Consider the following 25,545-nt stretch of genomic DNA (forward strand, 5'->3'; position numbering starts at 1 on the left):
CTTCGCCCGATCGTGCGACGATCCTATGCCTACGCGCACGTCCAACTCCTAAACCACGGTTAGGGGCCGAACCGAGCGCAGGACAAGTTGCTCGCTGGACATCACTCCTTGCTCGTGGCCTTTTCGTTGATGCGACGGCCGGCGCGGGCGCTGGCGTCTGCAGCCGAGCGAGCTTTTTCGAGAGCGTCTGAGGTCATGTCACCGGCACGACCCCCCTTGTCATCGCCCTTGACCTCACCCTTCTTGGCAGCCCGGTCCACGGAGGCCTGTATGCGACGAGAGCTGTCGGGCGAGAAGACGCCGAGCACGAACAGCACGACGCACACGATGGCGAACACGACGATGAGAAGCAGAACTTTCATCCCGGGTCTATACCCGGTTCCAGCAGTCGTAGCGGTAGCCGGGCGAAGATCGAGAGGCTATTCAAGAAGATGATCGTTGGGACCCGCAGGGAACAAGCGGAGGCGCCTGGCGTCGGGGTCGCTCGCCTCGATCATCGCGAGCAGCTTCTCTAGGTCGTCGGTGGCGTGGATGAAGCGGCCTGCGAGGGCGTCGTACCTCCCGGAGCACAGCTCCACGATGACTTCGCCCGTGCGTTCGACGGGAGTCCAGTCGTCCTCCGGTACGTCATCGAAGATGTCGATCTCGTCGGTCATCGCCGTCTTCACGAGGCCCGGGCTGAGCTCGAAGACGAAGCACCCCGTGCCGGCAAGCTCGGCGTTCACTGAATCCGTCAGCCGTATCAGGCCTGCCTTCGAGATGCTGTAAGCAGAGAAACCGTGCAGCGGGCGTGTTCCGACGAGGCTGCCGACATTGAAGATGCGCCCACGACCACGCTCGATCATCTTGGGGAGAACCGCATGAGTCATGAGCATCGGCCCCCGCAGGTTCACCTCGACCACGTTCCACCACTCATCAGGGTCAACGTCGACGAGCGGGGTCGTCTTCGGCATCACCCGGCCCGCGTTGTTCACCAGTACGTCGATATGTCCGAACGCCGCGAGGAAACCGGCTACCGCTGCGGAGACCTCCTGGGGTGAAGACACATCCGCCCGCATCGCCTCACAGCGTCCTCCGAGGTCTTCGATCTGGCCCTTCGTCTCTTGCAGCGCTTGCTGGGTTCGCGCTGTGATCGCTACGCCGGCTCCTGCTTCCGCCAGCCGCAGCGCCACGCTGTGGCCGATCCCACGACTAGCGCCCGTAACGAGGCCCACCTGGCCGCGGAGCGGCTGCGGTTCTTGTCCCATGGAGGGCGATACTCGCAGACCGCTGTGGCCTGGTGCGGGAGCGACCGCCAGACTGGTGTCGGTGCGGCTCGAGCGGGCGGATCAGTATCCGGAGATCACTCGTTATAGGTGCCGTGATGCACGGTGGCGGGGTCGAATCCGGCCTCGCTGATGATCGGTCCATCGAGCCCCGGATCACCGTCGTTCGGCTCGAGCGTCACAGCGAACCGGGGGTATTCGGTCGGGTTGACCCCGACGGCGAACGGGATCTCAAAGTCATCAGGTTCTTGCAACCTGAAGGTTCCAACCGCGACCTCGCCGGCGGACCCGATGACCCAAACCGCATAGTGGGAGCCGGGCGGCGTGGGATCAAAGCCTTCCACCGAAAGCGTGACACGGAAGTTGTCATGACGGTAATGGTCTACGACTGCGCTCGCCGGACCGGCGCCTTGTAGCGCTATCACTTGGGTTTCGTGACCGCGTGGGATCTTGTTGTCTTCGGCGACTTCACCGGCGGGCTTCTCGCCGATCTCGATCGCCGATCCCAAGGCCACGCCCGCGGTGAGGATCGCAGCGGCTGCGAGTAGGCGAGCGATCTTTTGCCGCCTTGGCTCGAGCGTCGTCACGGTCGCGCGACCGGTCCCTTCCGGGGGTTCCCGACCGACGGCGGCCAGTACCGAGCGCTTCAGTTCCGGACGTGGCGGTTCGACGGCATGATCCAGAAGCGGTGCAAGTCGCGCTGCTTCTACCGATCCAAGAACCGCAGCCCTGAGCTCAGCGGGGGGCGGTCCCGTACCGAACGAGGTCAGGCCAAGGATCGCTTGCCGGAATGTCGTCAACTCCTCACGGCAGGCTCCGCACGTCTCGAGGTGCCGTTCGACCTTCGCAGTGTCGAGGGCTGGGTCGTTCCTCGCGTAGAGCGGCAGGTCGATCGTGACGTCGTTGCAGCTCATCGTTCCACTCCTGCGGATCTCTCTTCCAGGGAGCGACGGAGCCGCTTCAGACCGCTGTAGATACGAGTCTTGACGGTTCCCAGAGGGATCTCCAGTCGATCTGCTACTTCTGCATGTGTGAATCCGGCGATCACGAAGAGGTCGATGACCCTTCTCTGGTCCTCCGGAAGGGTGGACAGAGCCAGGTTCACTTCCCAGCTCGCGCCTAGTTCGTCGGTGGCATCCGGTACGGATGCTTCTTCAGGCGAGAACTCCGAAGGCACGGGGGTCCGACGTTCGCGGCGCGACGCGTCGATGGCGGCACGCTTGGCGATCGTGAAGATCCATGCGCCTGCGATGCCTTTATGCGGGTCGAAACGGGCGGCGTTCCTCCAGATCTTCAGGAAGGTGTCCTGGACGACCTCTTCGGCTCGTTGCCTGTCGTTGGTCGTTCTGAGGGCGACGGAGTAAACCGGTCGTTCGAAGATGTCATAGAGCTCTCCGAACGCGTCCGTGTCGCCTCCCGCGATCGCGGCCAGAAGTTGGCCCCGATGAAGATCGACGTCGTGCTCCACGTTGTGGCGCTCCCTCAACTGGTTCGATGTCAGCATCTACACATACATACGGGCAAAAGGCGCGGCCGGTTTGCCGCTGGTCCGACGGCTAGAACCGTAGGCGAAGCGACGCGACAGTCGCTGCAGAGGTGGTCGCTGCTTCTGTTCCCGCTCTTTCTCGCTGTACTCGACAAGCTCTATCCAGGCGCGGTGGGGGCGCTAAGTGCGGTGATCGGATGCCAAACGAGGCCATCGCGCCTAACCTCGCCCCCGACCGGTGAGGAGGCGATGAAGATGAGGGTTCAGAAGCCGTTGCGCAGGGCGGCCGGAGCGGCCGGGTGAGAGCCGCGAGGTTCAACGCCGACAGTCGAGCGCTCGCGCTGACGGATGTCCCGGTGCCCGAGCCCGGGCCTCTCGAGGTCCTGGTCAAGGTCGAGGCGTGCGGGATCTGTCTCTCGGACGTCCACCTGATGGACGGCTCCATTCCCCCGGTGGTACCTGAGGTGACGCCGGGGCACGAGTCCGCCGGCGTGGTGGCCGCGGTCGGAGAGCTGGTGCCGGGGTGGAAGGAAGGCGATCGGGCCGTGCTGGCCGGCGGGCGACCGTGTGGCTCGTGCGCCCACTGCCGCATCGGGCGCGCCGAAGACTGCCTGGCCTTTCAGATCATGGGATTCCACTACGACGGCGCGTGGGCGGAATACGTGACCGTTCCGTACTTCGCTATGACACCTCTTCCCGCGGGCATCCCGTTCGAGCAGGCGGCGATCCTTGCCGACGCGGTCGCAACTCCGTACGCGGCGATCACCGAAAGGGGCGCTCTGAAGCCGGGTGAGGTGGTCGGGCTGTGGGGGATCGGCGGGCTGGGGACTCACGCCGTGCAGATCGCTCGCCTCTGCGGCGCGAGCTTTATCGTGGCGGTCGATCCGCTCGCAACCGCGCGCGACCGTGCGCTGAGGCTCGGCGCGGATGTCGCTCTTGATCCAGGCTCACAAGACGTCCCGCGCGAGATCCGGGTCCTGACCGACGGGACCGGGCTGGATCTGGCACTTGATCTCGTGGGGGCGAATGTGGTGCTGCAGCAGTGCGTCTCTTCGCTCGGGCTCGGGGGGCGCGCGGTGATGGTGGGGCTCTCGCTCGAGTCTTTGCACCTGGAACCAAGTCTTCTGTTCGGGATCCAGAAGCACTCCGTCCTCGGCCACTTGGGCTACGACCGCCGGCACCTGGACGCCCTGGTGCAGTTGTTGGCCCGGGGGAGGCTGGACCTCTCGGCATCTATCTCGGACGTGATCCCTCTGGACGACGTCGCCGATGGCGTCCGGCGGCTTGCGGAGAAGGACGGAGATCCCGTTCGGATAATGGTCCGTCCGCAGGGGTGATCGCAGGGGCAGAGCGTCGCGCCGGACCCCACCCGCTTTAGAGCGGCTTCTTCTTCGGCTGGACGTGGCCGATGTGCCAGCCGTTGCAGAAGCGGCACGGATAGATATCTAGATCCAGCTCGCCGCTTTCCTCGCGGCGATGAGCTGCGGTCGCTTCAGCCTCTGACGACGTCTCGTAGCGTCTCTTGGTCTCACAGCTCCGGGCGCGGATCCTTCTCCGAGACGGCATGGTGGGAGGCTAGCCGCGGGAGGAGCCGGGCCCTGAACCGCCAATACTTCGTCATGGGTTGGTGGAGGCGGGCCGCGGCGATTCACTTAGTCTGCGTCCTAGCCACGGCGGCTTCCCTGGTGGTCCCCGCGGGTTTGGGTCAGGCCGGGCCGGTTCGGGTGCAGCGAGGGACCTTCGAGGCGGCCGAAGCAGCCTGGCTCGTGCGCCAGGACGGCGGCATCTACATGTATTTCGTGCTGGCCTACCGGCTCAGCAAACCGCTCGGACCCGATAGGACCCGGTTGTTCGTCGACCGTTCCCGATGCCGCACTCATCGCGCCAAGCGGAAGCGGCTCGCCTCGTGCTCGCTCGAGGGGCGGGTGCAGGTGCTCGAGGCGAGTGACCTACGCGTTGGCCCTCTGCTGTCGGATGCAGTGCTGCGCTTCGGGCCCCACCGGATGAGATGGACGGGGACCCGCATGCGGGAACCTCAGGTCGATCCATTCGTCGACCCGAGCGCCGCCTTCGCCGACGCGTATCTGGAGCGAATGGCCGGGGCCGCCGGGAGGCTGTTCGGCAGGAAGATGCCCCGGCGGGCTCTCGACCACGCGTCTCTGTCTCTAGGCGCCTACGTCTCTGTGATAACCGCCGGGCCGAACGCCCGAGACGAGATCCGGTTCGAGGCAACGGCGGAGTTGCGGGAGAGGCGTTAGTTAGTAAAGCCGCTCCCCAGCCACCCGCACTTCTCCACGGTGCTGCACGCGGGCGCGTCTCTCGCTCCAGCCGTCGCCGCTGTGGGTGCACGAGGCGCCGGCGCCGCCGGGCGCGAACGAGCAATCGACAGATCCTGGTCCCGATGGCCCAGCATCGACGTGCGACTTGTCGCCGACCCCCACCACCTCCGTCTCCAGCTCGCCGTAGACGTACGTGTCGTCGGTGACGCGGACCCAGTAGTCCGTGGTGCGCGGCATCTCGCCCCTGGAGACGCCGGACCCGTCGGCCGCGTCTCCGGAGGCTGCGCCCTCCGATGCGATCTTCTGGTCGCCGCTCCGCCAGAACCGGTCGTTCGCGGCGCGAGCTGGTGCTTCGACGGAAGCGCGTTTCGAGGCGGTGGCGCCTCCGGTGTCACCCGAGGTGGCGGAGTTGCCGGCGCCGGCTCGTGCGGCTGGCTCTCTCGCTTCGCTGGGACTCTGGGGAACGACCGTGATGCCGATAGATAGCGCTGCGAGGAGCCCCAGCACCATGGTCGAAGCACCCTCGGGGTGCGACGGAAGCATCCTGCCGATGAAGATCTCTGCCTCCCGTACCAGGCGTCGGAGCTGCATGGCGACGGTCACCCCAAGCACCGACACCTGATCCATCAGGTCGTGCAACCGCTGACGCGCGCGCATGCGAAGCATCCGCGTCGCCGTCGCGTCCGGAATGCCCGATGGCCGAGTTGTCACCTCGTCGAGGATGACCTGACGCTGCGCGGTCGTCATCCGCGCCAAGGCTCCGCCGATCGCGCGCAGCTCGAGCCGAGCAAGACCCCGCTGTTCGACGTCTTCTCTCGACGGCGCATCCGGCACGATCGCCGCGAGCTCGCTCGAGCTGCCCTTTCGCATCTCGTCCCGCAAGAGGTTGAGCGCGATAGTCGCCGTCAGCGGCCACAGAGGTCTCGCCTGGTCGATGTCCTTCCACATCCGGATCAGCCGGAGTCCGGTCTCTTGAACGATGTCCTCGATCAACCACGGCGATAGGCGCTTGCGCCTCAGAAGGTGGTTGAGACGTGCCGCGAGGCCCGGCCACTGGTTCTCGAACTGGCGTTGCTGATCAGCCGTCATGGCTCGCCTCCGCGAAGACGCCTGGGGAGCAGTGCGGGGAATCGTACCGGAACAAGACATTTCGCCTGGTTGCGGGACCGCGTTACGCGTGGCCGGAAACGGCGTACTAGAGGGAAAGGTAATAGCGCTATCGAGAAAGAGGTGACGTGGCACTGGCAGCGTCGACCACACAGGAACCGTCGCTCTTGGAGCCGACGCCGGACGAAGTCGCTCTGTTGAGGTTGATGGCGCGCGGGTTCACCGACGAGGTGGTAGCGCAGAAGCTGGGCCTGACTGGGAGGACGTTGCGACGGCGTCTGCGCAGCGCCATGGACAAGCTGGGCGCCAGCTCGAGATTCGAGGCGGGCTTCAAGCTGGCAGAATCCGGCTGGCTCGAACGCGGCGGACCGAACGAACCAGTCTCCTCCTGACGCCGATATAGCGCTTAGACGTCTTCGATCGCGGTGGCGTACAGTCCGCCCTCGCGTTCTTCAAGCGCGACCTTCACCGGGTCTTCGCCATCCATGTGCTCGTGGAGGTGTTGCAGGTCGAAGCCGTAATCCCGCTCCGGGTCGATCAGGATGCGTCGCGCCTCCTCGCCTGGAGCCACGAGCTCGAAGCTCTCGATGGGTCCCTCTGCCGGTTCGATCGAGCTGATCAGGCCGGTGAGAGACGCCGGCGCCGGCTCCGGGGGCGCGGTGGCCTCACCGCCGTCTGAACATGCTGCGAGGAGCAGCAGCGCGGCTAACGCGAAGAGGTATCGAGATCGAGTGCGCACGAGTTGATGCAGAAGCGCTTTCCCTGTGGGCCGGGCCCGTCATCGAAGACGTGACCGAGATGACCACCGCAGTTCTTGCACGTGACCTCCGTGCGCACCATCCCGTGGCTGCGGTCCTCGTGAAGTTCGATGTTCTCGACGTTCTTCGGCTCCGTGAAGCTGGGCCATCCGCTGCCTGAGTCGAACTTGGTGTCCGAGCTAAACAGCTCGGTTCCACACGCGGCGCAGCGATAGGTGCCGTCGTCCTTGGTGTTCACGAACCTGCCTGTGAACGGCGGCTCCGTCCCCTTCCCGCGCAGGACCGCGTACTGCTGGGGCGTCAGCTTCTCCCGCCACTCTTGATCCGTATTGGTCGTGCTCATGGTTGCCTCCTCGATGTGGTCGAGCTAACACAGCACAACTGTCGCATGCTCCCGCGTCTACGTTGCACTACCCTCAGCCGATGGGTAAGCGGATCGCGGTGGCGCTGCTTCTAACGAGCGCCCTCCTCACCGGGGTAGCCCCCTCCGCCGCCGGGTGGTCCAACGGTCGCGCCGGGCCCGACTCCTTCGGCACCCACGACTGGATCCTCGACCGCGCGGCCCGCGCCGTCGCGTCCGATCTTCCGTGGCTCCGGCTGCGGGTCGCACTTCGCGCCACGGACGACCCCGACACGAGAGACGGCATCGACCACGCGAGCGGGAGCTGGTGGCACGTATGGGATGAGTGGGGCTCGACCTACGGCGGCGCGCCGGAGGCCGCAAAGGTGTGGTTCGCGCGAGCAGCCCGCCGCCACGAAGCGGGGCGGGACCGGGCCGCGAGCCGGGCGGTGGGGATCCTGGCGCACATCGTGGGAGACGTAGCGAACCCGATGCACACCGATCAGACGGACACGGAGGAGCGGATCCACTCGTCCTATGAGGTGGCGGTCGACTCCCGCAGCGAACGCGAAGACAACGTCTACAGCTTCTCCTTCAACGGCCGCGATCCGGCGAGGCCGTACCGCAAGACCCGCAGCGTCGCTCGCACGGCGCACCGCTACTACGGCGAGCTCGTCAGAAACTACGACCGCTACGGGTACAACGCGGCTGTTCACCGGATCACGCAGATGCAGCTGCAGCGGGCGGCGAATGCCTTGGCGGATCTGCTCGCGCGTCTGTAGGCATCTCCCGTTATGGCGCGGGTGCGGGGGGAAGGCTCCGGTACAAATCGCCGAAGGGAGGAGTCATGGATCCGTTGCACCTGCTGACCGAGGATCACGAGAAGGTCAAGAAGCTCCTGGAAGAGCTCGACAGCACCACGGCCGACGCCTCGGACCGCCGCCGCCAGCTCTTCTCGCAGATCAGGCGTGAGATGGAGATCCACGAGACGATCGAGGAGGAGATCCTCTACCCGGCTCTGAAGTCACACGCGGAAGCCAAGGAGGTTGTGCTCGAGGGCTACGAGGAGCACCATGTCGTCGACACGATCATGGCGGAGCTCGACGATCTCTCCTTCGAAGACGAGACCTGGGGCGCCAAGCTGAGCGTGATGAAGGAGAACATCGAGCACCACATCGAAGAAGAGGAAGAGGAGATGTTCGTGAAGGCGCGCGAGCTGCTCGAAGAAGCGGAGCTGGAGGGGCTCGGAGATCGGATGGCAGCGAGAAAGAAAGAGCTACAAGGCTCCTAACCGCTCCTGGACAACACGGCTGCGATCTCGCCCCACGGCATCCGGCCCATCCCCGACGAAGCGTGCCCTGGCGTAGAAACGCCTGGCGACGTCGGCCCAGCCCTCAGGTCTGCCGACTCCTTCGTGGGCGGCCGGAGGAGCCGGCAGGAGTCCGGCGAATAGGACGAACATGACCTCGTTCCTGCGGCGGCTCGCAGCGCTGTCTCTGCTCCTGGCCGTCGTCGCGCCCGCTCTAGTCGCGCCCGCTGTCGCCCGTACACCCGGCGCACCGCCGGACTCGGGCCCTGGGCGCCCGACCTACTCCGAGTTCACTTACGAGCGCCTGCGCGTTCCGATGCGGGACGGCGTGGAGCTGTCGGTGGATATCTGGCGGCCGGTCACGCCGAAGGGCGTGGACGTGCCGGTGATCTTGAGCCTCACGCCGTATCACGTCCTCTACAAGGCGCTCGACCCCAACGAGACAAACCTCCCGTCGGGTGACGCCGCTCTGTTCGTGCCGAAGGGCTATGCCTACGCCCGCGCCGACGTCCGCGGCACCTATAACTCTGGTGGTTGCTGGGATTACGGCGGCGTCAAGGAGCGCCAAGACGGTTACGACCTGGTGGAGTGGCTGGGGACCCGGGAGTGGTCGAACGGCAAGGTCGCGATGACGGGCGGGTCCTACGACGGCACCACAGCCAACGCTGCGGCGGTCGAGCAGCCGCCACACCTCGCGACGATCGTCCCGGTGTCTGCCATCAGCCGGTGGTGGGGTTACGCGTATCAGCAGGGCGCGCGAGCGACCTACTCGGGCGAGAGCCTCGATATCGACCCGCCTGCGGTGACGCCGACCGACTTCCAGTTCGGCTACGGGTTCCTCCCGCCGCCGGATCCCGGAGCCCTGACGCACGCCAACCAGATCGCGATGCGCTGGAACCTGTGCGATCGGGTCGAGCAGACGCTGCGGGGCTACAACGAGCAGCCCGACTACGACCGCTTCTGGAAGGAGCGCGACTACCTGCGGCTCGCTCACAAGGTCCAGGTGCCGGTGCTGGTCTCGCACGGGCACCTGGACTTCAATGTGAAGACGTGGGAGGGCACGGCCTGGTTCAACGCGCTCGACACGGAGAAGGCGATGGTGCTGGGGCAGTGGCCGCATGCGTCTCCGCGCGGGAAGTATCCCGAGTGGGACACGTTCCTCGAGAGGTGGTTCGAGCGCTGGCTCTACGGCGTCGAGAACGGCGTCGAGGACGAACCCGGCGTGCGGGTGCAGACGAACGACAAGGAGTGGCACGTCCAGAACGACTGGACCCCGCGCAAGGTGGCGAGGCTCCCTCTGCGTTCGGAGGACAAACAGCGCACCTACTTCGACGACGGGACGATGACCGAATCAGAGATGCTGCGGACACCCCCGTCGAACGAGCGCTGGGTCGGAGCCGAGATCCCGAACAGCTCCGGGATCCGGATCGCGGGCCGCCCGGTGCTGCGGCTGTCTGCCTCCAGTGACAGGAGCAGCACGCACTTCGTCGCCATCCTCTGCGACGTCGATCCCTCTGGACGGTGCGGCGTCATCTCGCGCGCTTTCATGAACGCTCGCTACCGCGACGGCCTCCACAAGGGCAAAGATCTGGAGCCGGGCAAGCGGTACACCTTCGACCTGGAGTTCATCGACAAGGACCACATCGTTGCGGCCGATCACCACCTGGAGGTGCGGATCTCGTCTTCCAGCAACACCTGGGTGCTTCCGGATCGGCAGCGCGCGACCAACACGTTGTTCCTCCGCGACTCGCAGCTCTTGCTCCCGCTCGGCCCCTAGGTGCGTTTGCTCGCGCTGCTGCGCGGGTAGTGCCTCTCGTGATCCGGCAAGGAGCCGAGACTCGATCAGGGGGGTGTCAAGACGATGCGCCAACTTGCGAGTGAGAAGAGCCTGTCGAAGTGGTTGGTCGCGCTCATGGTCGCGCTGTCCGCCTTCGGAGGCGTTGCCTGTGAGGAAGGCAACGGCGAAGGCGGAGGCGACGGTGTCGATACGGATGTCGACGTCGACGCCGACACGGAAGGCGGCGAGGGCGGCGAAGAGGAAGGTGACGAATAGGAGCCGGTAGCTCCTCCTCCCTCTCGTCGCGTTAGGCGTCGACCGGTCGGCTATAGCCGAACGCCAGCTCGTCGTAACAATCTCTGAGCCGCTGCGCGGCCTGGTCCCAAGTGGGCAGTCCAAGGGCGAACTCCGCGGCGCGTTGTTCCAGCGCGGCGCGGCGTGCGGGCCGGCGCAGGAGCCGGACCACCGCATCCGCGAAGGGAGCCGGCCGATCGTGGATCTCGAGCGCCGAGCCGACCTCCGGCCCGAATCCTTGCGCGCCGACCGAGGTGGTGACGATCGCTTTTCCGCGGCTGAGCGCCTCCAGAACCTTCACCTTCACGCCGCCTCCCACGCGCAGCGGACAGACGACGAGGGTCGCCGACGTCAGGTACGGCTCCACCTCGGCCACCCTTCCGGTCACGGTTACGCCTCCGGAAGCCGCTGCGAGGTCGGCCACGCTGGCGGGGGGTGCGTTCCCCACCAGCAGGAGCTGTGCGGAGGGGACCCGGGCGCGAACGCGCGGCCAGATCCGATCCAAGAGGTAGAGCGCGCCGTCGACGTTCGGCTCGTACGCGTAGTTCGCGATGAACGCGACCGTGTTCTGGAGCGGGGGAACGTGCCGCTCCGGCACGTCTCGAAGATGGTCTGCTCCGTCGGGAACCACCCGGACGTCGAGCCCCGGCTCCGCCGCAAGGATCGCCTCGCGGTCGTCGTCGGTGACCGCGGCGCACAGAGCGGCCGCTCGCCAGGCCTCGGTCTCGGCCTCCAGCGTCAGGAGGTACTCGCGCAGGATCGCCTCGCGTTCGTCGCGGCCGACGGCCGCCTCCGCCTTCTGACGCCATAGCAGGTACTCGACGTTCTGCTCCACGAGCAACACCGGAAGGCCAGCCCGCTTCGGCAGGTGCTGCATCACATAGAAGCCCTCGACGTGAACGACGTCGGGACGGGACCGTTCCAGTTCGGCCGCGAGGTACTCGCCCATCGCGGACGATCCGTGGCGGCGGACCTGAAAAGCGCGGGCCCCATCGCCCCGTGAACGCTGCTCTAGAGGGTCGACCGGGAGCAGCTGGATATCGCTGCAATAAGGACTGAGGCGGTCGATGTTCGCCGCGTCCTCCGCGTAGGTCTTCGACACCGCGCAGAGATGGATGTCGAGGTCGCCCCCGAGGCGCTTGATCAGTTCGAACTCGCGCAGGCGGCCCCCGCTGAACGGGGGGTACGGCAGGTGACACGTGAGAAACAAGATGCGCGTCACACCATCACTGCTCCTTCGGACCGTCGGCAAACCCAGCCCTGAGGCTACCGGGGAGCTCGCTGGGGGGCGTTTCCGACGGGACGCCCGCGAGGTGCGGCGGCCCGACGTACCGTTGCTCCAGCCTCTCGTCCTCCACCGAACCAGGGTTGTAACCCAACACCTCCGCGACCGCCAGCGCGCGGGGGTGGTCGAAGATCTGGCGCCAGTCGAACTCGATCCAGCTCCGGTGGTTCCACCGGTCAACGGGGCGGTCGACCCGCGCCGCCAATTCGCGGTCCGCGTCGAGGTGCAGGAAGTCCGCGAGCCGCTCCAGCGTGTCGGGATCCGCTGAGAGAACGTCTTCGCTCTTGCAGCGAAGGAACGGGATCTCCGGGTAGCGGCTCTGGATCTCGAGCCCGTACAGATGCACCTCGGTCCACCAGTAGAGGCACTTCTCATAGGGGCTCATCTCGCTCCACCTCGCGGCGTACTCCGGCTGGAAGACGCGCGGACATCCGGGATCCAGCGCTGCGAGCCTGGTGTAACCATCGTCACGGGGACTGCCTGCGTAGCACTGGTGAACCATGTGCGAGATCGAGGTTGGTACGGGATGACGCGTTAGGTGGATCACTGCGAGACGCGAGCCGAACCGCTCGACGAACAACGGCACGGCGGCGAACAGGGGCCAGCCCGTCTCCACGTAGAGCCGTTCTCTTGGGAGCGCGTCCACACGCTCGAGGTGCGCCGCCACCTCCGGGGTTGCGGCCAGGGCCCCCGTGTCTTCATAGGAACGAAAGAACAGCCGCGGTCTGTAGAGGGGGCCGAGCGGTTCGTGGGTTACCGCGGCGCGTTCTCCGTACAGCTCGGAGAGGTTCGACGCCAGCCACTGCGTCCCGCACCGTCCTGTGGAGATGAACAAGAAGACAGTCCGCGTGTCTGACATGAGCGCGTTCCTACCCCTTCATCTTCATCATCATCTTCTGAACGGTTTCCCTCTAGGGTGTCGCCCGTGAGCCGGATCGTCGACACCTCTCGTCGCGCCGCGGCGGAGACACCGGCAGAGGCTCCTGCTGCTGACGCCGCGCCACGGCGGGACGGCGACGAGGCCCTGATTGGCGTCGTCAACTACTTCCACATCCACGACGGAGCCGCCGTCGAGCGCGTCGTGCGCGGGCTGGAGAAGATGGATGTCACTCACGTCCGCACGGCAGTCTCTTGGTATGACTGGGAGACCGAGGGGGGACCCGAGTGGTACGAGTGGGTATTCGCACAGTTGTGCTCCCGCTTCTCCGTTCTCCCATGCCTTCTCTACACTCCGCCCGCTAAAGGTGTCCTCCCAAAGACGTCGTCGCCCCCGCGCGACCCCGAGGACTACGGCCGCTTCGTCGACCTCTTCTTGAGCAGCTATCCGGGCGCGTTCGAGCACGTCGAGTTGTGGAACGAGCCCAACAACTACATCGAGTGGGACTGGACGGTGGACCCCGAGTGGAACATCTTCGCCCGGATGATCGCGAGCGGCGCCGGGCGCGCTCACGCGCACGGCGTGGACACCGTCCTCGGCGGCATGAGTCCGCTGGATCCGAACTGGCTGAACCTGATGTTCCTGCGCGGCGCGATGCGTGACATCGACGTCGTCGGGATCCATGGTTTCCCGGGCACGTGGGAGGCTGTGTGGGAGGGCTGGGGAGCACACGTAGCGCGCGTGCAAGAGGTTCTGGATCGGCACTCGTCTCCTGCCGAGGTGTGGATCACCGAGTGCGGTTTCTCGACCTGGGCACACGACGAGTTCCGCCAGCTGCAAACGCTGGTCGATGTCATGGATGCTCCCGTCCCGCGGGCGTACTGGTATTCCGCCGAGGACCTCGACAGCGCCCGCGAGACGCTCGATGGTTTCCACTGCGATGAGAGGGCGTATCACTTCGGCCTGCACCGGCGCGACGGCACGCCGAAGTTGAGCGCCCGGATCTGGGGCGGGGGAGGCCTCGCCGCGGTCAGGCAGCTCAGCGGCTTGTGCCTTACTGATGCAGTACTCGACGCATCCTCGCCCGGGACTCTCGTCACCGGGGGAGCGGGGACGCTCGGCTCGGCGCTGGTGGAGCGGCTGGCGGCTGCGGGTCGGCACGTCGTCGTGCTTGACAACCTGTCGCGGCCCGGCAGCGAGCACAACCTGCGCCGGTTGAAAGAGTCCTACCCCGAGCTCGTTCGCGGCGAGATAGGGGACGTGCGGGATCCCTTCGCGATCCGGCGGTCGCTCGAAGGCTGCGACGAGGTCTTCCACCTCGCCGCCACGAGCCCGCGTTCCGCGCTGTTGGACCCGCCCCTGGACCTGGCGGTGAACCTGCAGGGCACGATGAACCTCCTCGAAGAGGCGCGGCGGATGGATGACCCTCCGGCTCTCGTGTACGCGTCGTCTCTGGAGATCTACGAGCCGGGTCTCAACGGGGTCCCGATCGCGGAGAACCAGCCCCTGTCGTTCCAGGGGATAGGCGCATGCTCCAAAGGCGGCGCCGATCAGTACGTGCTGCGCTATGGAAGCGTGTTCGGCTTCCCGACGATTGTGTTCAGGTTGGGGTGCGTCTACGGCAGCGAGGTGGATGAAGACCCGTGGCTCGAGTCGGCGTTGCGGGACGCCGCGACCATCGCGATCCGAGATCTCTTGTACGTCGACGACGCTGTTGCGGCTCTCCTCCTCGCGAGGGAGAACCACGGCGCGCTGAGCGGGGGGGCGTACAACATCGGCGGGGGCGCTGCGAATGCGGTGAGGCTCGCGGATCTCCGGGAGGAGCCTCTCGGAGCCGCGACGGCGAACACCGGAGACCTCTCCTCCGGCGGTTACCGCTCGTACGTCGCCGACACAGCCGCCTTTTCGACGATCACGGGGTGGCGGCCAACCGTGGGAGCGGGCGAGGTGGTGTCCCGCTTGATGACCCAGTTGCGACCGAGGCCCGACGAACGCTCGCTCGAGGCGTAGCGACTCATAACGCGCCGGTGCGCGCGATGTTGCCGAGCCACTGCGCGCTCGGCCTCGGGGTGCGCTCCTGCGTCGCCCGGTCGACCGCGATCAAGCCGAACTTCGGCCCGTAACCATGGTTCCACTCGAAGTTGTCCAAGGCGCTCCAGTAGAGGTAGCCGAGGACCTCTAGCCCATCGAGGAGGCAGCGATGAATCCCGCGCAGCGCCTCGGTGATGTAGGCGATCCGCTGCGGGTCGTGATCGGTGGCGATCCCATTCTCGGTCACCACCACGGGCTTACCCGTCACCCCTGCGGCCCGCCGCACGCAAGCCTCCAGTGCCTCCGGGCGGTACTCCCAGCCGAGTCCAGTTAGCTCGGCTCCCGCGCGCGGCGGCCTGATCCCCTCGGGTCCGACCTCGTGGCGCGTATAGGCATTCACGCCCATGAAGTCGTCATCCTGGGTAGCGGCCAGAAAGACGTCTTCGCGCACGTCACGGATCCTGTCCAACTCGACCTGGCCACCATCGACGGGATGCATCTCAACCATCGCCAGCGCCATCCCCACCCGCGCCCGGGTCCCGGACCTGATCGCCTCTACGCCCAGACGGTGCGCCCGGATGAAGGTCTCGTTCACCCGCTCTCTTGTAGCGGGATCCCGTCGCCCCGGCGGGAAGATCCCGTCCTGGTAGCCCAGCAGCGGCGGCATGTTGGGCTCGTTTATAGGGATCGCCCACTCGAAGAGATCACCCAGATGCTCGGCGGCAACCTGGCAGTAGCGGGCGAAATCCTCGGCAGTGTCCGGCCGCTCCCAACCCCCTTGCGCGGCCACCCAGCGAGGCGAGGTGAAGTGATGGAAGGTCACCATCGGCTCGACCCCGTGCTCGTGGCAGGACTCGAGCATCCGGCGGTAGTGGTCCAGTTGCGCCCGCGAGTACTCGCCCTGCTCCGGTTCGATCCGGGACCACTCGAGCGAGAACCTGTAGGTGTTGAAGCCGAGGTCCGCGATCATCTCGATGTCGCCGGGGTAGCGATGGTAGTGGTCGCAGGCATCACCCGACCGCTCGGCGCAACCGCTGCCCGCCTTCCTCTCCCACAGCCACCAGTCGGACGCGTGATTGCCGCCTTCCACCTGGTAGGCCGAGGTGGCGGTGCCCCATAGGAACCCCGGCGGGAACGAGAGCGCGCTCACTCCGGGAGCTTACGCGGGGGCGTTTTGACTACGGTGCGCGTCCAAGGCCGCCGCCCGCGCCACGCACAGCATCAACCGAAACGGCTTGGGAGGTATAAAGGTGCCGAGAACGGCTGAACCACCGCCGTCCGATGCGCCCACCGTCCAGCGCAGCTAGTGAGCCCACCGGCTGCCGGTGGAACCCCGCGACCAGGAGGACGACTTGAGCAGAGTTCTTATCACCGGTGGCGCAGGGTTCATCGGCTCGCATCTGGCGGATCATCTACTCGCTCACGGCTACGAGGTGCGGGCGCTCGACGACATCAACCCGCAGGTCCACGAGGGGGGAGAGCCGCCGGGCTACCTCGACGACCAGGTCGAGCTGATCCGCGGCGACGTGCGCGACAAAGACACGATCACGGCCGCCCTGGAAGGGGTCGAGAGCGTAGTCCATCTCGCGGCGCGGGTCGGCGTCGGCCAGAGCATGTACGAGATCGCCGAGTACGTGGACGTGAACACGACCGGGACGGCCGTGCTGCTCGAGGCTCTGCTGGACCACCCCCCGAAGAGGCTCGTCGTTGCCTCCAGCATGAGCATCTACGGCGAGGGGCTCTACGAGACCGCCGACGGCGCTCCCGCGGCTGCGGTCGAGAGGACCCGGGCACAGCTGGAGCGAGCGGAATGGGAGCCGGTGTCGCCCGACGGGCGGCGACTCCGCCCGGTCCCGACGCCGGAGATCAAGGCCCCCTCTTTGTCTTCCGTCTATGCCCTCAGCAAGTTCGACCAGGAGCGCCTTTGCCTGCTCTTCGGCTCCGCCTACGACATCCCCACGGTGGCCCTGCGGTTCTTCAACGTCTACGGGACGAGGCAAGCGCTGTCGAACCCGTATACGGGCGTGCTCGCGATCTTCGCGGCGCGGCTCCTGAACGACCGCCGGCCGTTGATCTTCGAAGACGGCGACCAGAGGCGGGACTTCGTGAGCGTGTCGGACGTGGCCACCGCCTGCAGGCTGGCCCTGGAGAAGACCCAGGTGACCGGCATCGCCCTCAACGTCGGCAGCGGCGACAGCGTCTCGGTGCGGGAGATCGCGGAGAAGCTGGCGAAGGTGCTGGGGAAAGAGCACATCGAGCCCGAGGTGACGGGCAAGTACCGGGTCGGAGACATCAGACACTGCTTCGCGGACGTGTCGCTCGCGGAGCAGCTCCTGGGCTTCCGTCCCTCCGTCGCCCTCGAGGACGGGATGGCCGAGCTTGCCCGCTGGCTCGAGGGACAGGTTGCTACCGACCGGGTGGACGCGGCTGCGGCCGAGCTCGCCGCCCGGGGGCTGACGATATGAGCGGCGGCCAGGTCCTGATCACCGGCGGGGCCGGCTTCGTCGGAACGAACCTCGCCGACAGGCTCTTGTCCCAGGGGAACCGCGTCACGATCCTCGACGACCTCTCACGACCTGGGGTCGAGCAGAACCTGCGCTGGCTTCAAAACGAGCACCCGACCGGGCTGTTGGTTGAGGTCGCCGACCTTCGCGACGAAGCCGCGCTCAGCCGGGGGGTCACCGGCTCTGCGGCCGTGTTCCACCTCGCCGCCCAGGTTGCCGTCACGACCAGTCTGCTCGATCCCGTCGACGACCTCGGGGTGAATCTCATCGGAACCGTGAAACTGCTCGAGGAGATCCGGCGTCAAGACGATCCTCCGGCGCTGCTGTTCACCTCGACGAACAAGGTGTACGGCGCACTTCCCGACGTCGACCTGCTCGAACGCGAGGCGTCCTACGAGCCGGCGGATCCAGACCTGGCGGCCCGGGGCATCGACGAGGAGCGGCCGCTTGCCTTCTGCAGCCCTTATGGATGCTCCAAGGGCGCGGCGGACCAGTACGTGCTCGATTACTGCGCGAGCTTTGGCCTGAAGACGGTCGTCTTCCGCATGAGCTGCATCTACGGCCCGCACCAGTTCGGCACCGAGGACCAGGGCTGGGTCGCGCACTTCTTGATCCAGGCGCTGAAGAGGCGGCCGCTCACGATCTACGGCGACGGCAAGCAGGTCCGCGATGTGCTCTTCGTCGACGACCTGATCGACGCGATGCTGCTGGCACAGGAGCGGATCGACGGCGTGCAGGGCCGAGCTTTCAACATTGGCGGGGGCCCCCGGAACACGCTCAGCCTCTTGCAGTTGATCGGCCACATCGAGGAGCTGGCGGGGGTCCGGCCGGTCCTGGAGTTCGAAGATTGGCGCGTGGCCGATCAGCGGTACTACGTATCCGATACCTCGCGGTTCACGGCCGCGACCCGCTGGACGCCGCGCGTTCCCGTCCTGGAGGGCGTTCGGCGTCTCCACGACTGGCTGCGTGAGCGGGCGGATCAAGGAGCCGCATCGCTCGCCGGGACGGTGTCCAGATAGAGGCCGCCTCTGCGGCGGCGCCCGCTGCTACCCGAACGGGGGTTGCCACGATCGTGGCCGCGCCGCGGCGGGTGGAGGTGGCCTCACAAGCTCCGGCCGAACCGGGTCCCGGACAGATACGGATCGCGCTGGAGGGGTCCGGCCTGTGCGGCTCGGAGATCCCGGTATGGGAGGGGAGGCCGTGGTTCGAGTACCCGCAGTCTCCCGGAGCGCCGGGGCACGAGGGATGGGGCACGATCGACGCGCTGGGAGAGGGCGTCGACGGCCTCACGGTAGGCCAGCGCGTCACCGCACTCTCGTATCGCGCCCACGCTACCTACGACGTTGCAGACGTTCATAGCGTTGTCGGACTTCCTGCAGCGCTCGGCGACCGTCCCTTTCCGGGCGAAGCATTGGCCTGCGCGATCAACGTCTTCCATCGGACGGAGGTTCGGGCCGGCGAGGTGGTGGCGATCGTGGGGATCGGCTTCCTCGGCGCACTCCTGACCCAGCTGATATCGCGCGCCGGCGCGACCGTGATCGCGATCACGCGGCGCAAGTACGCGCTGGAGGTGGCGCGCTCGATGGGCGCGGCGCACACCATCGCTCTCGGTGACGGTGACGCCGTCGTCCGCCGGGTGGAGGAGCTGACCGGCAGCGCGTTGTGTGATCGGGTCGTGGAGGTGACCGGCAAGCAGCAGCCGCTCGACGTCGCGGGTCGCGTCACACGCGTTCGAGGGCGTCTCGTGATCGCGGGCTTCCACCAGGACGGGCCGCGATCCGTGGATATGCAGCTCTGGAACTGGCGCGGCCTCGACGTCATCAACGCCCATGAGCGCGACCCCGGGGTGTACGTACGCGGGATGCGGGAAGCGGTGGTCGCGGTGGTGGAGGGACGCCTCGATCCCGATCCCCTTTACACCCACCTGTTTCCGCTGGACGCGGCCGCAGCTGCCTTCGATGCCGCGACCGCCAGGCCCGATGGGTTCATGAAGGCGTTGCTGGTCACATGAGGTCGGCACTAGAAGCAGGCGGACGCGGGACCCAGGTGCTTGGGCGGCCGCGGCTGGGCTTCGCCGGAGTCGGCTGGATCGGGCGTCACCGCCTCGAGGCGGTCGTCTCAGCCGATCTGGCAGACATAGTTGTCATCGCGGATCCTTCGGCCGAGAGCGCGCAGGCGGCGCGCGACGCCGCGCCAGGTGCTGCGGTCGTCGATTCATTCGAAGAGGTGCTCGATCACCAGGACCTCGACGGAATCGTGCTCGCCACCCCCAGTGCTCTCCACGCATCGCAGTCGATCTCTTGCCTCGAGCGCGGCCTCGCCGTGTTCTGCCAGAAGCCTCTCGCACTAACCGCGCCGGAGACCAAGAGCGTGCTGGAGGCCGCCGCGGCCGCGGATCGGCTCCTCGCGGTCGACCTCTCCTATCGCTGGACCGATGCGCTTCAGAAGATGCGTTCCCTGATCGGGGCCGGCGAGATCGGTCGTGTGTTCGCGGCCGAGCTCACCTTCCACAACGCGTACGGGCCGGACAAGCCGTGGTTCCTGGATCCGCGGCTGTCCGGCGGAGGGTGTGCGATCGATCTGGGCACTCACCTGATCGATGCCGCACTGTGGGCGCTGGAATGGCCGCAGGTCGCCGCAGTGTCGTCGCGTTTGCTGCGCCGAGCTAGGCGCGTCACATCCGGCGAGGAGGTCGAGGACTACGCCACCGCGGAGTTGGAGCTCGCGGATGACGTGCGCGTTCGGCTCGCATGTTCGTGGTTCCTGCACGCAGGGCGGGACGCGCAGATCGAGATCAGCTTCTACGGCGAGGACGGGTCCGTGTCGCTTCACAACGTCGGCGGGTCCTTCTACGACTTCAAAGCCGAGCTCTGGAGGGGCACAACCACCTCCGTGATCAGCGAGCCCCCGGACGCGTGGGGTGGGCGGGCGGCGGTCGAGTGGACGCGCCGCCTCGCTGCCGGTAACGGCTTCGACTCCGACATCGATCACCTACTTCAGGTATCCGAGGTGCTGGACCGCATCTACGGGAGGGCGGCGTGAGGGTCTTGATGACCGCCGACGCTGTGGGCGGTGTGTGGACCTACGCGCTGGAGCTCGTCGACGCACTGGCAGCCAGCGACGTGGAGGTGCACCTTGCGGTCATGGGTCCTTCGCCCTCGGACGCGCAGCGCGCCGAGGCAGAGGCTTCATCCATCGCGGGTCTGCATGAGAATCCGGGCCCCCTGGAATGGATGCCGGATCCGTGGGATGAGCTTGCCGACTCGGGCGAGTGGCTGCTGCGGCTGGAGGAGCTCCTCCGGCCCGACCTGATCCACCTGAACTCGTACGTCCATGGCGCATTGCCTTGGCGCGCTCCGGTTGTCGTGGTGGGTCATTCCTGCGTCCTGTCATGGTGGGAGGCGGTCCGAGGAGAGCCAGCCCCGCCGGCCTGGAACCGCTATCGGGATGAGGTCGCTCGGGGTCTCGCCTCTGCGGACGCAGTGGTCGCGCCGTCCTCCTGGATGCTCGACGAGCTCGGCCGGCTTTATGCCGTGCGCGGCGGCAGGGTTGTCCTGAATGGATTGCGGCCGCGACCGGACGCGGCTTCTCGGAAGGAACCGGTGGTGCTGACCGCCGGGCGCTTGTGGGACGAGGCGAAGAACGTTGCCGCCGTTCTGAGCGTCGCTCCAGAGCTCTCCGGCCACGTAGAGATCGCAGGGACCGAGAGCGGTGCGGCTAGAGACAACGTTCGCTGCCTCGGCCGGTTGCCGCGGGCACGGCTTCTGGAACGGCTTCGTCGTGCCGCGGTGTTCGCGCTACCGGTCCGTTACGAGCCCTTCGGCCTCGGCCCCCTCGAGGCGGCTGCTGCGCGATGCGCTCTCGTGCTGGGAGACACCCCGAGCATGCGCGAGCTGTGGGGGGATGCGGCCCATCTCGTCCATCCGGATGACCACGCGGGCCTCCGGGACACGTGCAACGGCTTGCTGCTGTCGGACGATCGTCGGGCTCTGTGGGCCGAACGCGCTCGCCGCCGCGCCGCTGAGCTCACCGCAGAGCGGATGGCCGCTCGATACCTGTCGCTGTATCAGGTCCTCACGGTACGGGAGCATGCCGGCTCGCGGGAGGCGTCGTGAAGGTAGCGATCTTCTGTCACTCGCTCGTGTCGGGTTGGAACCACGGCAACGCCCACTTCCTGCGCGGCATCGTGACGGAGCTGCAGGATCGCGGGCACAGCGTCAGCGTCTTCGAACCCCGAGACAACTGGAGCCGGACGAATCTGGTGCGCGACAAAGGCGCGGGCGCGGTCGCTCGGTTCGAGGCGAAGTTCCCGGCACTGCGCAGCGAGGCATATGACCTGGACAACCTCGATCTCGCTGCGACCCTCGACGACGTCGACCTCGTGCTGGTGCACGAGTGGAACGAACCGGAGCTGGTGAGACGTGTCGGCGCGCATCGCGCCAGCCGCCCCGGACTCCGGGTGCTCTTCCACGACACCCATCACCGCGCGGTCACGGCGCCGGAGCAGATGCAGCGTTTCGACCTCAGTTACTACGACGGCGTGCTTGCGTTCGGCGAGGTGATCCGGCAGATCTACGCGGAACGAGGGTGGTCCGAGCGCACCTGGACGTGGCACGAGGCGGCCGATACCACGGTGTTCAAGCCGACCCCGGGTGTCGACCTCGAGCAGGATGTCGTGTGGATCGGCAACTGGGGGGACGACGAGCGCACCGAGGAGCTGTACGAGTTCCTCCTCGGGCCCCTTGGAGACCTCGGTCTGTCCGCCACGATCTACGGCGTCCGCTACCCGGCCGCGGCGCGAGCCGAGGTCGCCGCTGTGGGTGCGGAGTACCGCGGCTGGCTGCCGAACTACGAAGTACCTCGAGCGTTCGCGGCCAGCTCGCTGACGGTGCACGTGCCGCGCCGACCTTACGTGAGAGCGCTTCCTGGCATCCCGACGATCCGCGTCTTCGAAGCGCTGGCCTGTGGGATCCCGTTGATCTGCTCGCCGTGGGATGACGCCGAGCACCTCTTCAAGCCGGGCGAGGACTATCTGGTAGCGCACAACCGGCAGCAGATGACGCGCCACATGAAAGAGATCCTGAACGAGCCGGAGCTCGCGGCTTACCTCAGACGCAGTGGACTGGAGCGGATCGCCCAGCGACACACCTGCGCGCACCGCGTGGACGAGCTCCTGCGCGTGTGCACGGAGATCGGGGTTGCGTCGTGAGGATCTCGTTCTTCGGCTCCAGCCTCGTCTCCTCGTATTGGAACGGCGCGTGCACCTATTACCGCGGCATCATCCGGGCTCTGAACGAGCTCGGGCACGAGGTGACTTTCTACGAGCCGATCGCGTACGAGCGGCAGGAGCATCGAGACATCGACGATCCACCGTGGGCCACCGTCGTCATCTATCCCGCGGAAGCCCCAGCGGACGTGCTGTCGACGGTCGAGCGGGCGGCGGGCTCCGACGTGGTTGTGAAGACGAGTGGCGTCGGTGTCTTCGACGAGCTGCTCGAAGAGTCGGTGCTGACGCTGGGCTCGGCCTCCACGACGACGATCTTCTGGGATGTCGACGCTCCTGCAACGCTGGGCCGGATGGAGGCGGATCCATCAGATGGACTGCGGTCTCTGATCCCCGTCTACGACATCGTGTTCACCTACGGCGGCGGCGACCCGGTCGTGGCGCGCTATGAGGCCCTCGGCGCCAGGCGCTGCGTGCCGGTCTACAACGGACTGGATCCGACGACGCATCACCCGGTGGAGCCGGAGCCGCGGTTCGAGGCGGACCTCTCCTTCCTCGGCAATCGTCTTCCGGACCGGGAGGCGCGAGTCGACGAGTTCTTCTTCCGTGCGGCGAGCTTGCAACCAACCAAGACGTTCCTACTCGGCGGTAGCGGCTGGGACACGAAGTCCTTCAGCGACAACGTCGACTACATCGGCCACGTCTCGACCATCGATCACAACGCCTTCAATTGCAGTCCGGGTGCGGTGTTGAACGTGAGCCGTGACTCGATGGCAACGAATGGGTTCTCGCCTGCCACCCGCGTCTTCGAGGCGTGCGGCGCGGGGGCTTGTCTCATCACCGACTACTGGGAGGGCATAGACCACTTCCTGGAGCCCGACAGTGAGGTGCTGGTGGCGCACGACGGAGAGGAAGTCGCAGAGATCGTGAGCGCGCTAGATGTCGCTGCTGCGCGTCGCGTAGGCGAGGCGGCGAGGCGCCGCGTGCTTCGCGACCACACCTACGCAAGTCGCGCGGCCCAGGTGATGGAGATCCTCGAGGGGCGGTTGGCTCCGTCCGGAAGGTTGCACGGGTGACGGAGCCGTTGCGCATCGTCATCCTGGGGCTCTCCGTGACCTCGTCGTGGGGCAACGGCCACGCGACCAACTACCGAGGGCTGATGAAGGCGCTCTCGCAGCGGGGCCACTCGGTTCTCTTCCTCGAACGCGACGTGCCTTGGTACGCGTCGCAGCGAGACCTGCCGGAGCCTCCTTACGGCCGAACCGTCTTGTACGACTCTCTGGCACAGCTGTACGACGCTCACGACCAGGACGTTCGCGACGCCGACCTGGTCGTGGTCGGCTCGTACGTGCCGGAGGGCGTCGAGGTGGGGAAGTGGGTGACGTCGCAGGCGCGAGGTGTAACCGCCTTCTACGACATCGACACGCCCGTGACCTTGGCGAAGCTCGCCCGCGGGGATCAGGAATACCTGGCCCCCCAGCAGATCGCCTGCTACGACGTGTACCTGTCCTTCACGGGGGGCCCCACGTTGAACAGACTTGAGAGCGAGTACGGCGCGCGCCGAGCCCGGGCCTTCTACTGCATCGCTGATCCCGAAGCACTCTGGCCGGAGCCCGGCGGCACGCGTTGGGACCTCGGCTACCTGGGGACCTACAGCGACGATCGGCAGCCGGCGCTCGACGAGTTGCTGGTCCGCGCCGCGCGTCTCGATCCCGCGCTGAGTATGGTCGTGGCGGGCCCGCAGTACCCAGAAGACATCAACTGGCCCGTCAACGTGCAGCGGATCGACCACCTTGCCCCCGCGCACCACCGCGGCTTCTACAACTCGCAGCGTTTCACCCTCAACATCACGCGGCGCGACATGGTGAGCGCCGGGTACTCGCCGAGTGTGAGGCTCTTCGAGGCCGCTGCGTGCGGAGTGCCGGTGATCTCCGACGCCTGGCCGGGGCTGGAGGAGTTCTTCGTGCTCGGTGAAGAGATCCTCATCGCGGGCAGCGCGGAGGAGACGCTGCAACACGTCTGCTCCACCTCGGATGAGGAACGGCGCGAGATAGGGGAACGCGCGCGTCAGCGCGTCCTGAATGAGCACACCGCCGAGCATCGGGTGCGCGAGCTCGAGACGTACGTAGACGAGGTGCGACGGGGTCGGCCCCATCTGGGATCGCCTGCGCGGATGGCTACGTGACCCTGCAGTCGATGGGTGGGGGTGACGCCGCCTCTGCCGATATTGGCAAGAAGATCGTGGAGCTCGCTCCTTGGTTCCACAACCTGCATCTCCCCGATGGGAGCCAGACCGCGCCCGACCACCCGCTCGGAGACTTCCCTGCTTTCAAGTGGCGCCAGATAGCAGATGCGATTCCGGACGACCTGACCGGATGGTCGGTGTTGGACATCGGCTGCAACGCCGGCTTCTATTCGTTCCAGCTCGCCCGCCGCGGTGGGAGTGTTCTGGCGATAGATCACGACGAGCACTACCTGAGCCAGGCGAGATGGGCGGCGAGCGTGTTGGGTCTCGAGGAGCGCGTGCGGTTCGCGGGCATGGGCGTCTACGACCTCGCGCGTCTCGACCGGACCTTCGATCTCGTCCTGTTCATGGGCGTGCTTTATCACCTTCGACACCCGCTGCTGGCGCTCGACATCGTCGCGGAGAAAGTGGTCCGCACGCTTGTGTTCCAGACTCTGACGATGCCCGGAGACGAGGTCGTGACCGCTCCGGACGACGTGGCCTTCGAAGATCGACAGGAGCTGCTCCGGCCGGGCTGGCCCAAGATGGCGTTCGTGGAGAAGTCGCTCGCCGGCGATCCCACGAACTGGTGGGTCGCGAACCGCGCCTGCGTCGAAGCGATGCTGCGCTCTGCAGGGCTCGAGGTCGAGGCCGCTCCTGCTCACGAGGTCTACGTCTGCCGCCGCGCCTCAACAGATGGATCGCCCCACAAACAGGAGCTGGAGGCAGCAACCGGTCGGGCCGCCAACGAGGCCTGTGACGATCGCCGATAGGCCCGCGTCGTT

28 protein-coding genes are annotated in these 25,545 nt (G+C 66.7%); 17 read left to right on the forward strand and 11 right to left on the reverse strand.

The features are described from left to right. Positions 1–101: 101 nt before the first annotated feature. The 4 genes from M3N53_06685 to M3N53_06700 all read right to left on the reverse strand — a co-directional run bounded on the left by M3N53_06685 (position 102) and on the right by M3N53_06700 (position 2,769). Positions 102–362, reverse strand: coding sequence for a hypothetical protein (locus M3N53_06685; protein ID MDP9068016.1), 261 nt, complete (start codon positions 360–362; stop codon positions 102–104). Between the two features lie 57 nt (positions 363–419). Continuing rightward, complete coding sequence (locus M3N53_06690) at positions 420–1,247, reverse strand: SDR family oxidoreductase (GenBank protein ID MDP9068017.1); 828 nt, start codon at positions 1,245–1,247, stop codon at positions 420–422. Between the two features lie 95 nt (positions 1,248–1,342). Beyond that, on the reverse strand, positions 1,343–2,179 hold the full coding sequence (locus M3N53_06695) for an anti-sigma factor (protein MDP9068018.1): 837 nt from the start codon (positions 2,177–2,179) through the stop codon (positions 1,343–1,345). Continuing rightward, positions 2,176–2,769, reverse strand: coding sequence for a sigma-70 family RNA polymerase sigma factor (locus M3N53_06700; GenBank protein ID MDP9068019.1), 594 nt, complete (start codon positions 2,767–2,769; stop codon positions 2,176–2,178). Before M3N53_06700 ends, M3N53_06695 begins: the two co-directional genes overlap by 4 nt. A 281-nt stretch (positions 2,770–3,050) precedes the next feature. On the opposite strand from M3N53_06700, the gene M3N53_06705 reads away from it, so the two are divergent. Further along, the gene (locus M3N53_06705) at positions 3,051–4,088 is read left to right on the forward strand and encodes a zinc-binding dehydrogenase (protein MDP9068020.1); all 1,038 of its coding nucleotides are present in this window, start codon (positions 3,051–3,053) and stop codon (positions 4,086–4,088) included. 37 nt (positions 4,089–4,125) lie between these two features. Here the strand turns inward: M3N53_06705 and M3N53_06710 are convergent, their stop codons facing one another. Then, on the reverse strand, positions 4,126–4,317 hold the full coding sequence (locus M3N53_06710) for a hypothetical protein (protein MDP9068021.1): 192 nt from the start codon (positions 4,315–4,317) through the stop codon (positions 4,126–4,128). Positions 4,318–4,436: 119 nt separating this feature from the next. Between M3N53_06710 and M3N53_06715 the strand changes: the two genes are divergently transcribed. Continuing rightward, on the forward strand, positions 4,437–5,009 hold the full coding sequence (locus M3N53_06715; protein MDP9068022.1) for a hypothetical protein: 573 nt from the start codon (positions 4,437–4,439) through the stop codon (positions 5,007–5,009). On the opposite strand, the gene M3N53_06720 is transcribed toward M3N53_06715, so the two are convergent. Continuing rightward, positions 5,010–6,119, reverse strand: a complete 1,110-nt coding sequence (locus M3N53_06720; GenBank protein ID MDP9068023.1) for a sigma-70 family RNA polymerase sigma factor — start codon at positions 6,117–6,119, stop codon at positions 5,010–5,012. A 146-nt stretch (positions 6,120–6,265) separates the two neighbouring features. Here M3N53_06720 and M3N53_06725 point away from each other — a divergent pair, with 146 nt between their 5' ends. Beyond that, on the forward strand, positions 6,266–6,529 hold the full coding sequence (locus M3N53_06725; protein MDP9068024.1) for a LuxR C-terminal-related transcriptional regulator: 264 nt from the start codon (positions 6,266–6,268) through the stop codon (positions 6,527–6,529). Positions 6,530–6,543: 14 nt separating this feature from the next. On the opposite strand, the gene M3N53_06730 is transcribed toward M3N53_06725, so the two are convergent. Next, on the reverse strand, positions 6,544–6,876 hold the full coding sequence (locus M3N53_06730; GenBank protein MDP9068025.1) for a hypothetical protein: 333 nt from the start codon (positions 6,874–6,876) through the stop codon (positions 6,544–6,546). After that, positions 6,843–7,238: a peptide-methionine (R)-S-oxide reductase MsrB gene (msrB, locus tag M3N53_06735; protein MDP9068026.1), complete on the reverse strand. Its 396-nt coding sequence runs from the start codon at positions 7,236–7,238 to the stop codon at positions 6,843–6,845. Before msrB ends, M3N53_06730 begins: the two co-directional genes overlap by 34 nt. An 80-nt stretch (positions 7,239–7,318) precedes the next feature. On the opposite strand from msrB, the gene M3N53_06740 reads away from it, so the two are divergent. The 4 genes from M3N53_06740 to M3N53_06755 all read left to right on the forward strand — a co-directional run bounded on the left by M3N53_06740 (position 7,319) and on the right by M3N53_06755 (position 10,597). Further along, positions 7,319–8,017 (forward strand): hypothetical protein, encoded by a 699-nt coding sequence (locus M3N53_06740; GenBank protein ID MDP9068027.1) that lies wholly within the window; start codon positions 7,319–7,321, stop codon positions 8,015–8,017. 65 nt (positions 8,018–8,082) lie between these two features. Next, a complete protein-coding gene (locus tag M3N53_06745) occupies positions 8,083–8,526 on the forward strand; it encodes a hemerythrin domain-containing protein (protein ID MDP9068028.1) in 444 nt (147 codons plus the stop codon). 169 nt (positions 8,527–8,695) lie between these two features. Further along, positions 8,696–10,321: a CocE/NonD family hydrolase gene (locus M3N53_06750; protein ID MDP9068029.1), complete on the forward strand. Its 1,626-nt coding sequence runs from the start codon at positions 8,696–8,698 to the stop codon at positions 10,319–10,321. 84 nt (positions 10,322–10,405) lie between these two features. After that, a complete protein-coding gene (locus M3N53_06755; GenBank protein MDP9068030.1) occupies positions 10,406–10,597 on the forward strand; it encodes a hypothetical protein in 192 nt (63 codons plus the stop codon). A 31-nt stretch (positions 10,598–10,628) separates the two neighbouring features. On the opposite strand, the gene M3N53_06760 is transcribed toward M3N53_06755, so the two are convergent. Then, complete coding sequence (locus M3N53_06760) at positions 10,629–11,837, reverse strand: glycosyltransferase family 4 protein (GenBank protein ID MDP9068031.1); 1,209 nt, start codon at positions 11,835–11,837, stop codon at positions 10,629–10,631. 4 nt (positions 11,838–11,841) lie between these two features. Continuing rightward, positions 11,842–12,759 carry a sulfotransferase domain-containing protein gene (locus M3N53_06765; GenBank protein ID MDP9068032.1) on the reverse strand — a complete coding sequence of 306 codons (918 nt, stop codon included), beginning with the start codon at positions 12,757–12,759 and terminating at the stop codon, positions 11,842–11,844. A gap of 66 nt (positions 12,760–12,825) precedes the next feature. Here M3N53_06765 and M3N53_06770 point away from each other — a divergent pair, with 66 nt between their 5' ends. Beyond that, positions 12,826–14,787, forward strand: coding sequence for an NAD-dependent epimerase/dehydratase family protein (locus M3N53_06770; protein MDP9068033.1), 1,962 nt, complete (start codon positions 12,826–12,828; stop codon positions 14,785–14,787). 4 nt (positions 14,788–14,791) lie between these two features. On the opposite strand, the gene M3N53_06775 is transcribed toward M3N53_06770, so the two are convergent. Beyond that, positions 14,792–15,958 (reverse strand): family 1 glycosylhydrolase, encoded by a 1,167-nt coding sequence (locus tag M3N53_06775; protein ID MDP9068034.1) that lies wholly within the window; start codon positions 15,956–15,958, stop codon positions 14,792–14,794. A 202-nt stretch (positions 15,959–16,160) separates the two neighbouring features. Here M3N53_06775 and M3N53_06780 point away from each other — a divergent pair, with 202 nt between their 5' ends. From M3N53_06780 to M3N53_06820, 9 genes are read left to right on the forward strand one after another with little or no spacing between them, the layout of a single operon-like run. Beyond that, positions 16,161–17,273 carry an SDR family NAD(P)-dependent oxidoreductase gene (locus M3N53_06780; protein ID MDP9068035.1) on the forward strand — a complete coding sequence of 371 codons (1,113 nt, stop codon included), beginning with the start codon at positions 16,161–16,163 and terminating at the stop codon, positions 17,271–17,273. After that, positions 17,270–18,331 (forward strand): NAD-dependent epimerase/dehydratase family protein, encoded by a 1,062-nt coding sequence (locus M3N53_06785; protein MDP9068036.1) that lies wholly within the window; start codon positions 17,270–17,272, stop codon positions 18,329–18,331. Before M3N53_06780 ends, M3N53_06785 begins: the two co-directional genes overlap by 4 nt. Before the next feature lie 53 nt (positions 18,332–18,384). Further along, the gene (locus tag M3N53_06790; GenBank protein ID MDP9068037.1) at positions 18,385–19,323 is read left to right on the forward strand and encodes a zinc-binding dehydrogenase; all 939 of its coding nucleotides are present in this window, start codon (positions 18,385–18,387) and stop codon (positions 19,321–19,323) included. After that, positions 19,320–20,354 (forward strand): Gfo/Idh/MocA family oxidoreductase, encoded by a 1,035-nt coding sequence (locus M3N53_06795; GenBank protein ID MDP9068038.1) that lies wholly within the window; start codon positions 19,320–19,322, stop codon positions 20,352–20,354. The genes M3N53_06790 and M3N53_06795 overlap by 4 nt, the downstream gene beginning before the upstream one ends. Continuing rightward, positions 20,351–21,427, forward strand: a complete 1,077-nt coding sequence (locus M3N53_06800; GenBank protein ID MDP9068039.1) for a glycosyltransferase family 4 protein — start codon at positions 20,351–20,353, stop codon at positions 21,425–21,427. The genes M3N53_06795 and M3N53_06800 overlap by 4 nt, the downstream gene beginning before the upstream one ends. Beyond that, the gene (locus M3N53_06805) at positions 21,424–22,521 is read left to right on the forward strand and encodes a glycosyltransferase (protein MDP9068040.1); all 1,098 of its coding nucleotides are present in this window, start codon (positions 21,424–21,426) and stop codon (positions 22,519–22,521) included. The genes M3N53_06800 and M3N53_06805 overlap by 4 nt, the downstream gene beginning before the upstream one ends. Further along, a complete protein-coding gene (locus M3N53_06810) occupies positions 22,518–23,612 on the forward strand; it encodes a glycosyltransferase (protein ID MDP9068041.1) in 1,095 nt (364 codons plus the stop codon). The genes M3N53_06805 and M3N53_06810 overlap by 4 nt, the downstream gene beginning before the upstream one ends. Further along, positions 23,609–24,721 carry a glycosyltransferase gene (locus tag M3N53_06815; protein MDP9068042.1) on the forward strand — a complete coding sequence of 371 codons (1,113 nt, stop codon included), beginning with the start codon at positions 23,609–23,611 and terminating at the stop codon, positions 24,719–24,721. The genes M3N53_06810 and M3N53_06815 overlap by 4 nt, the downstream gene beginning before the upstream one ends. A gap of 11 nt (positions 24,722–24,732) precedes the next feature. Further along, entirely contained in the window at positions 24,733–25,533 is an 801-nt protein-coding gene (locus tag M3N53_06820) for a TIGR04290 family methyltransferase (protein MDP9068043.1), read from the forward strand. The last annotated feature ends 12 nt before the right edge of the window (positions 25,534–25,545 follow it).

The organism is Actinomycetota bacterium (genome assembly GCA_030776625.1).
GTDB lineage: Bacteria > Actinomycetota > CADDZG01 > CADDZG01 > WHSQ01 > MB1-2.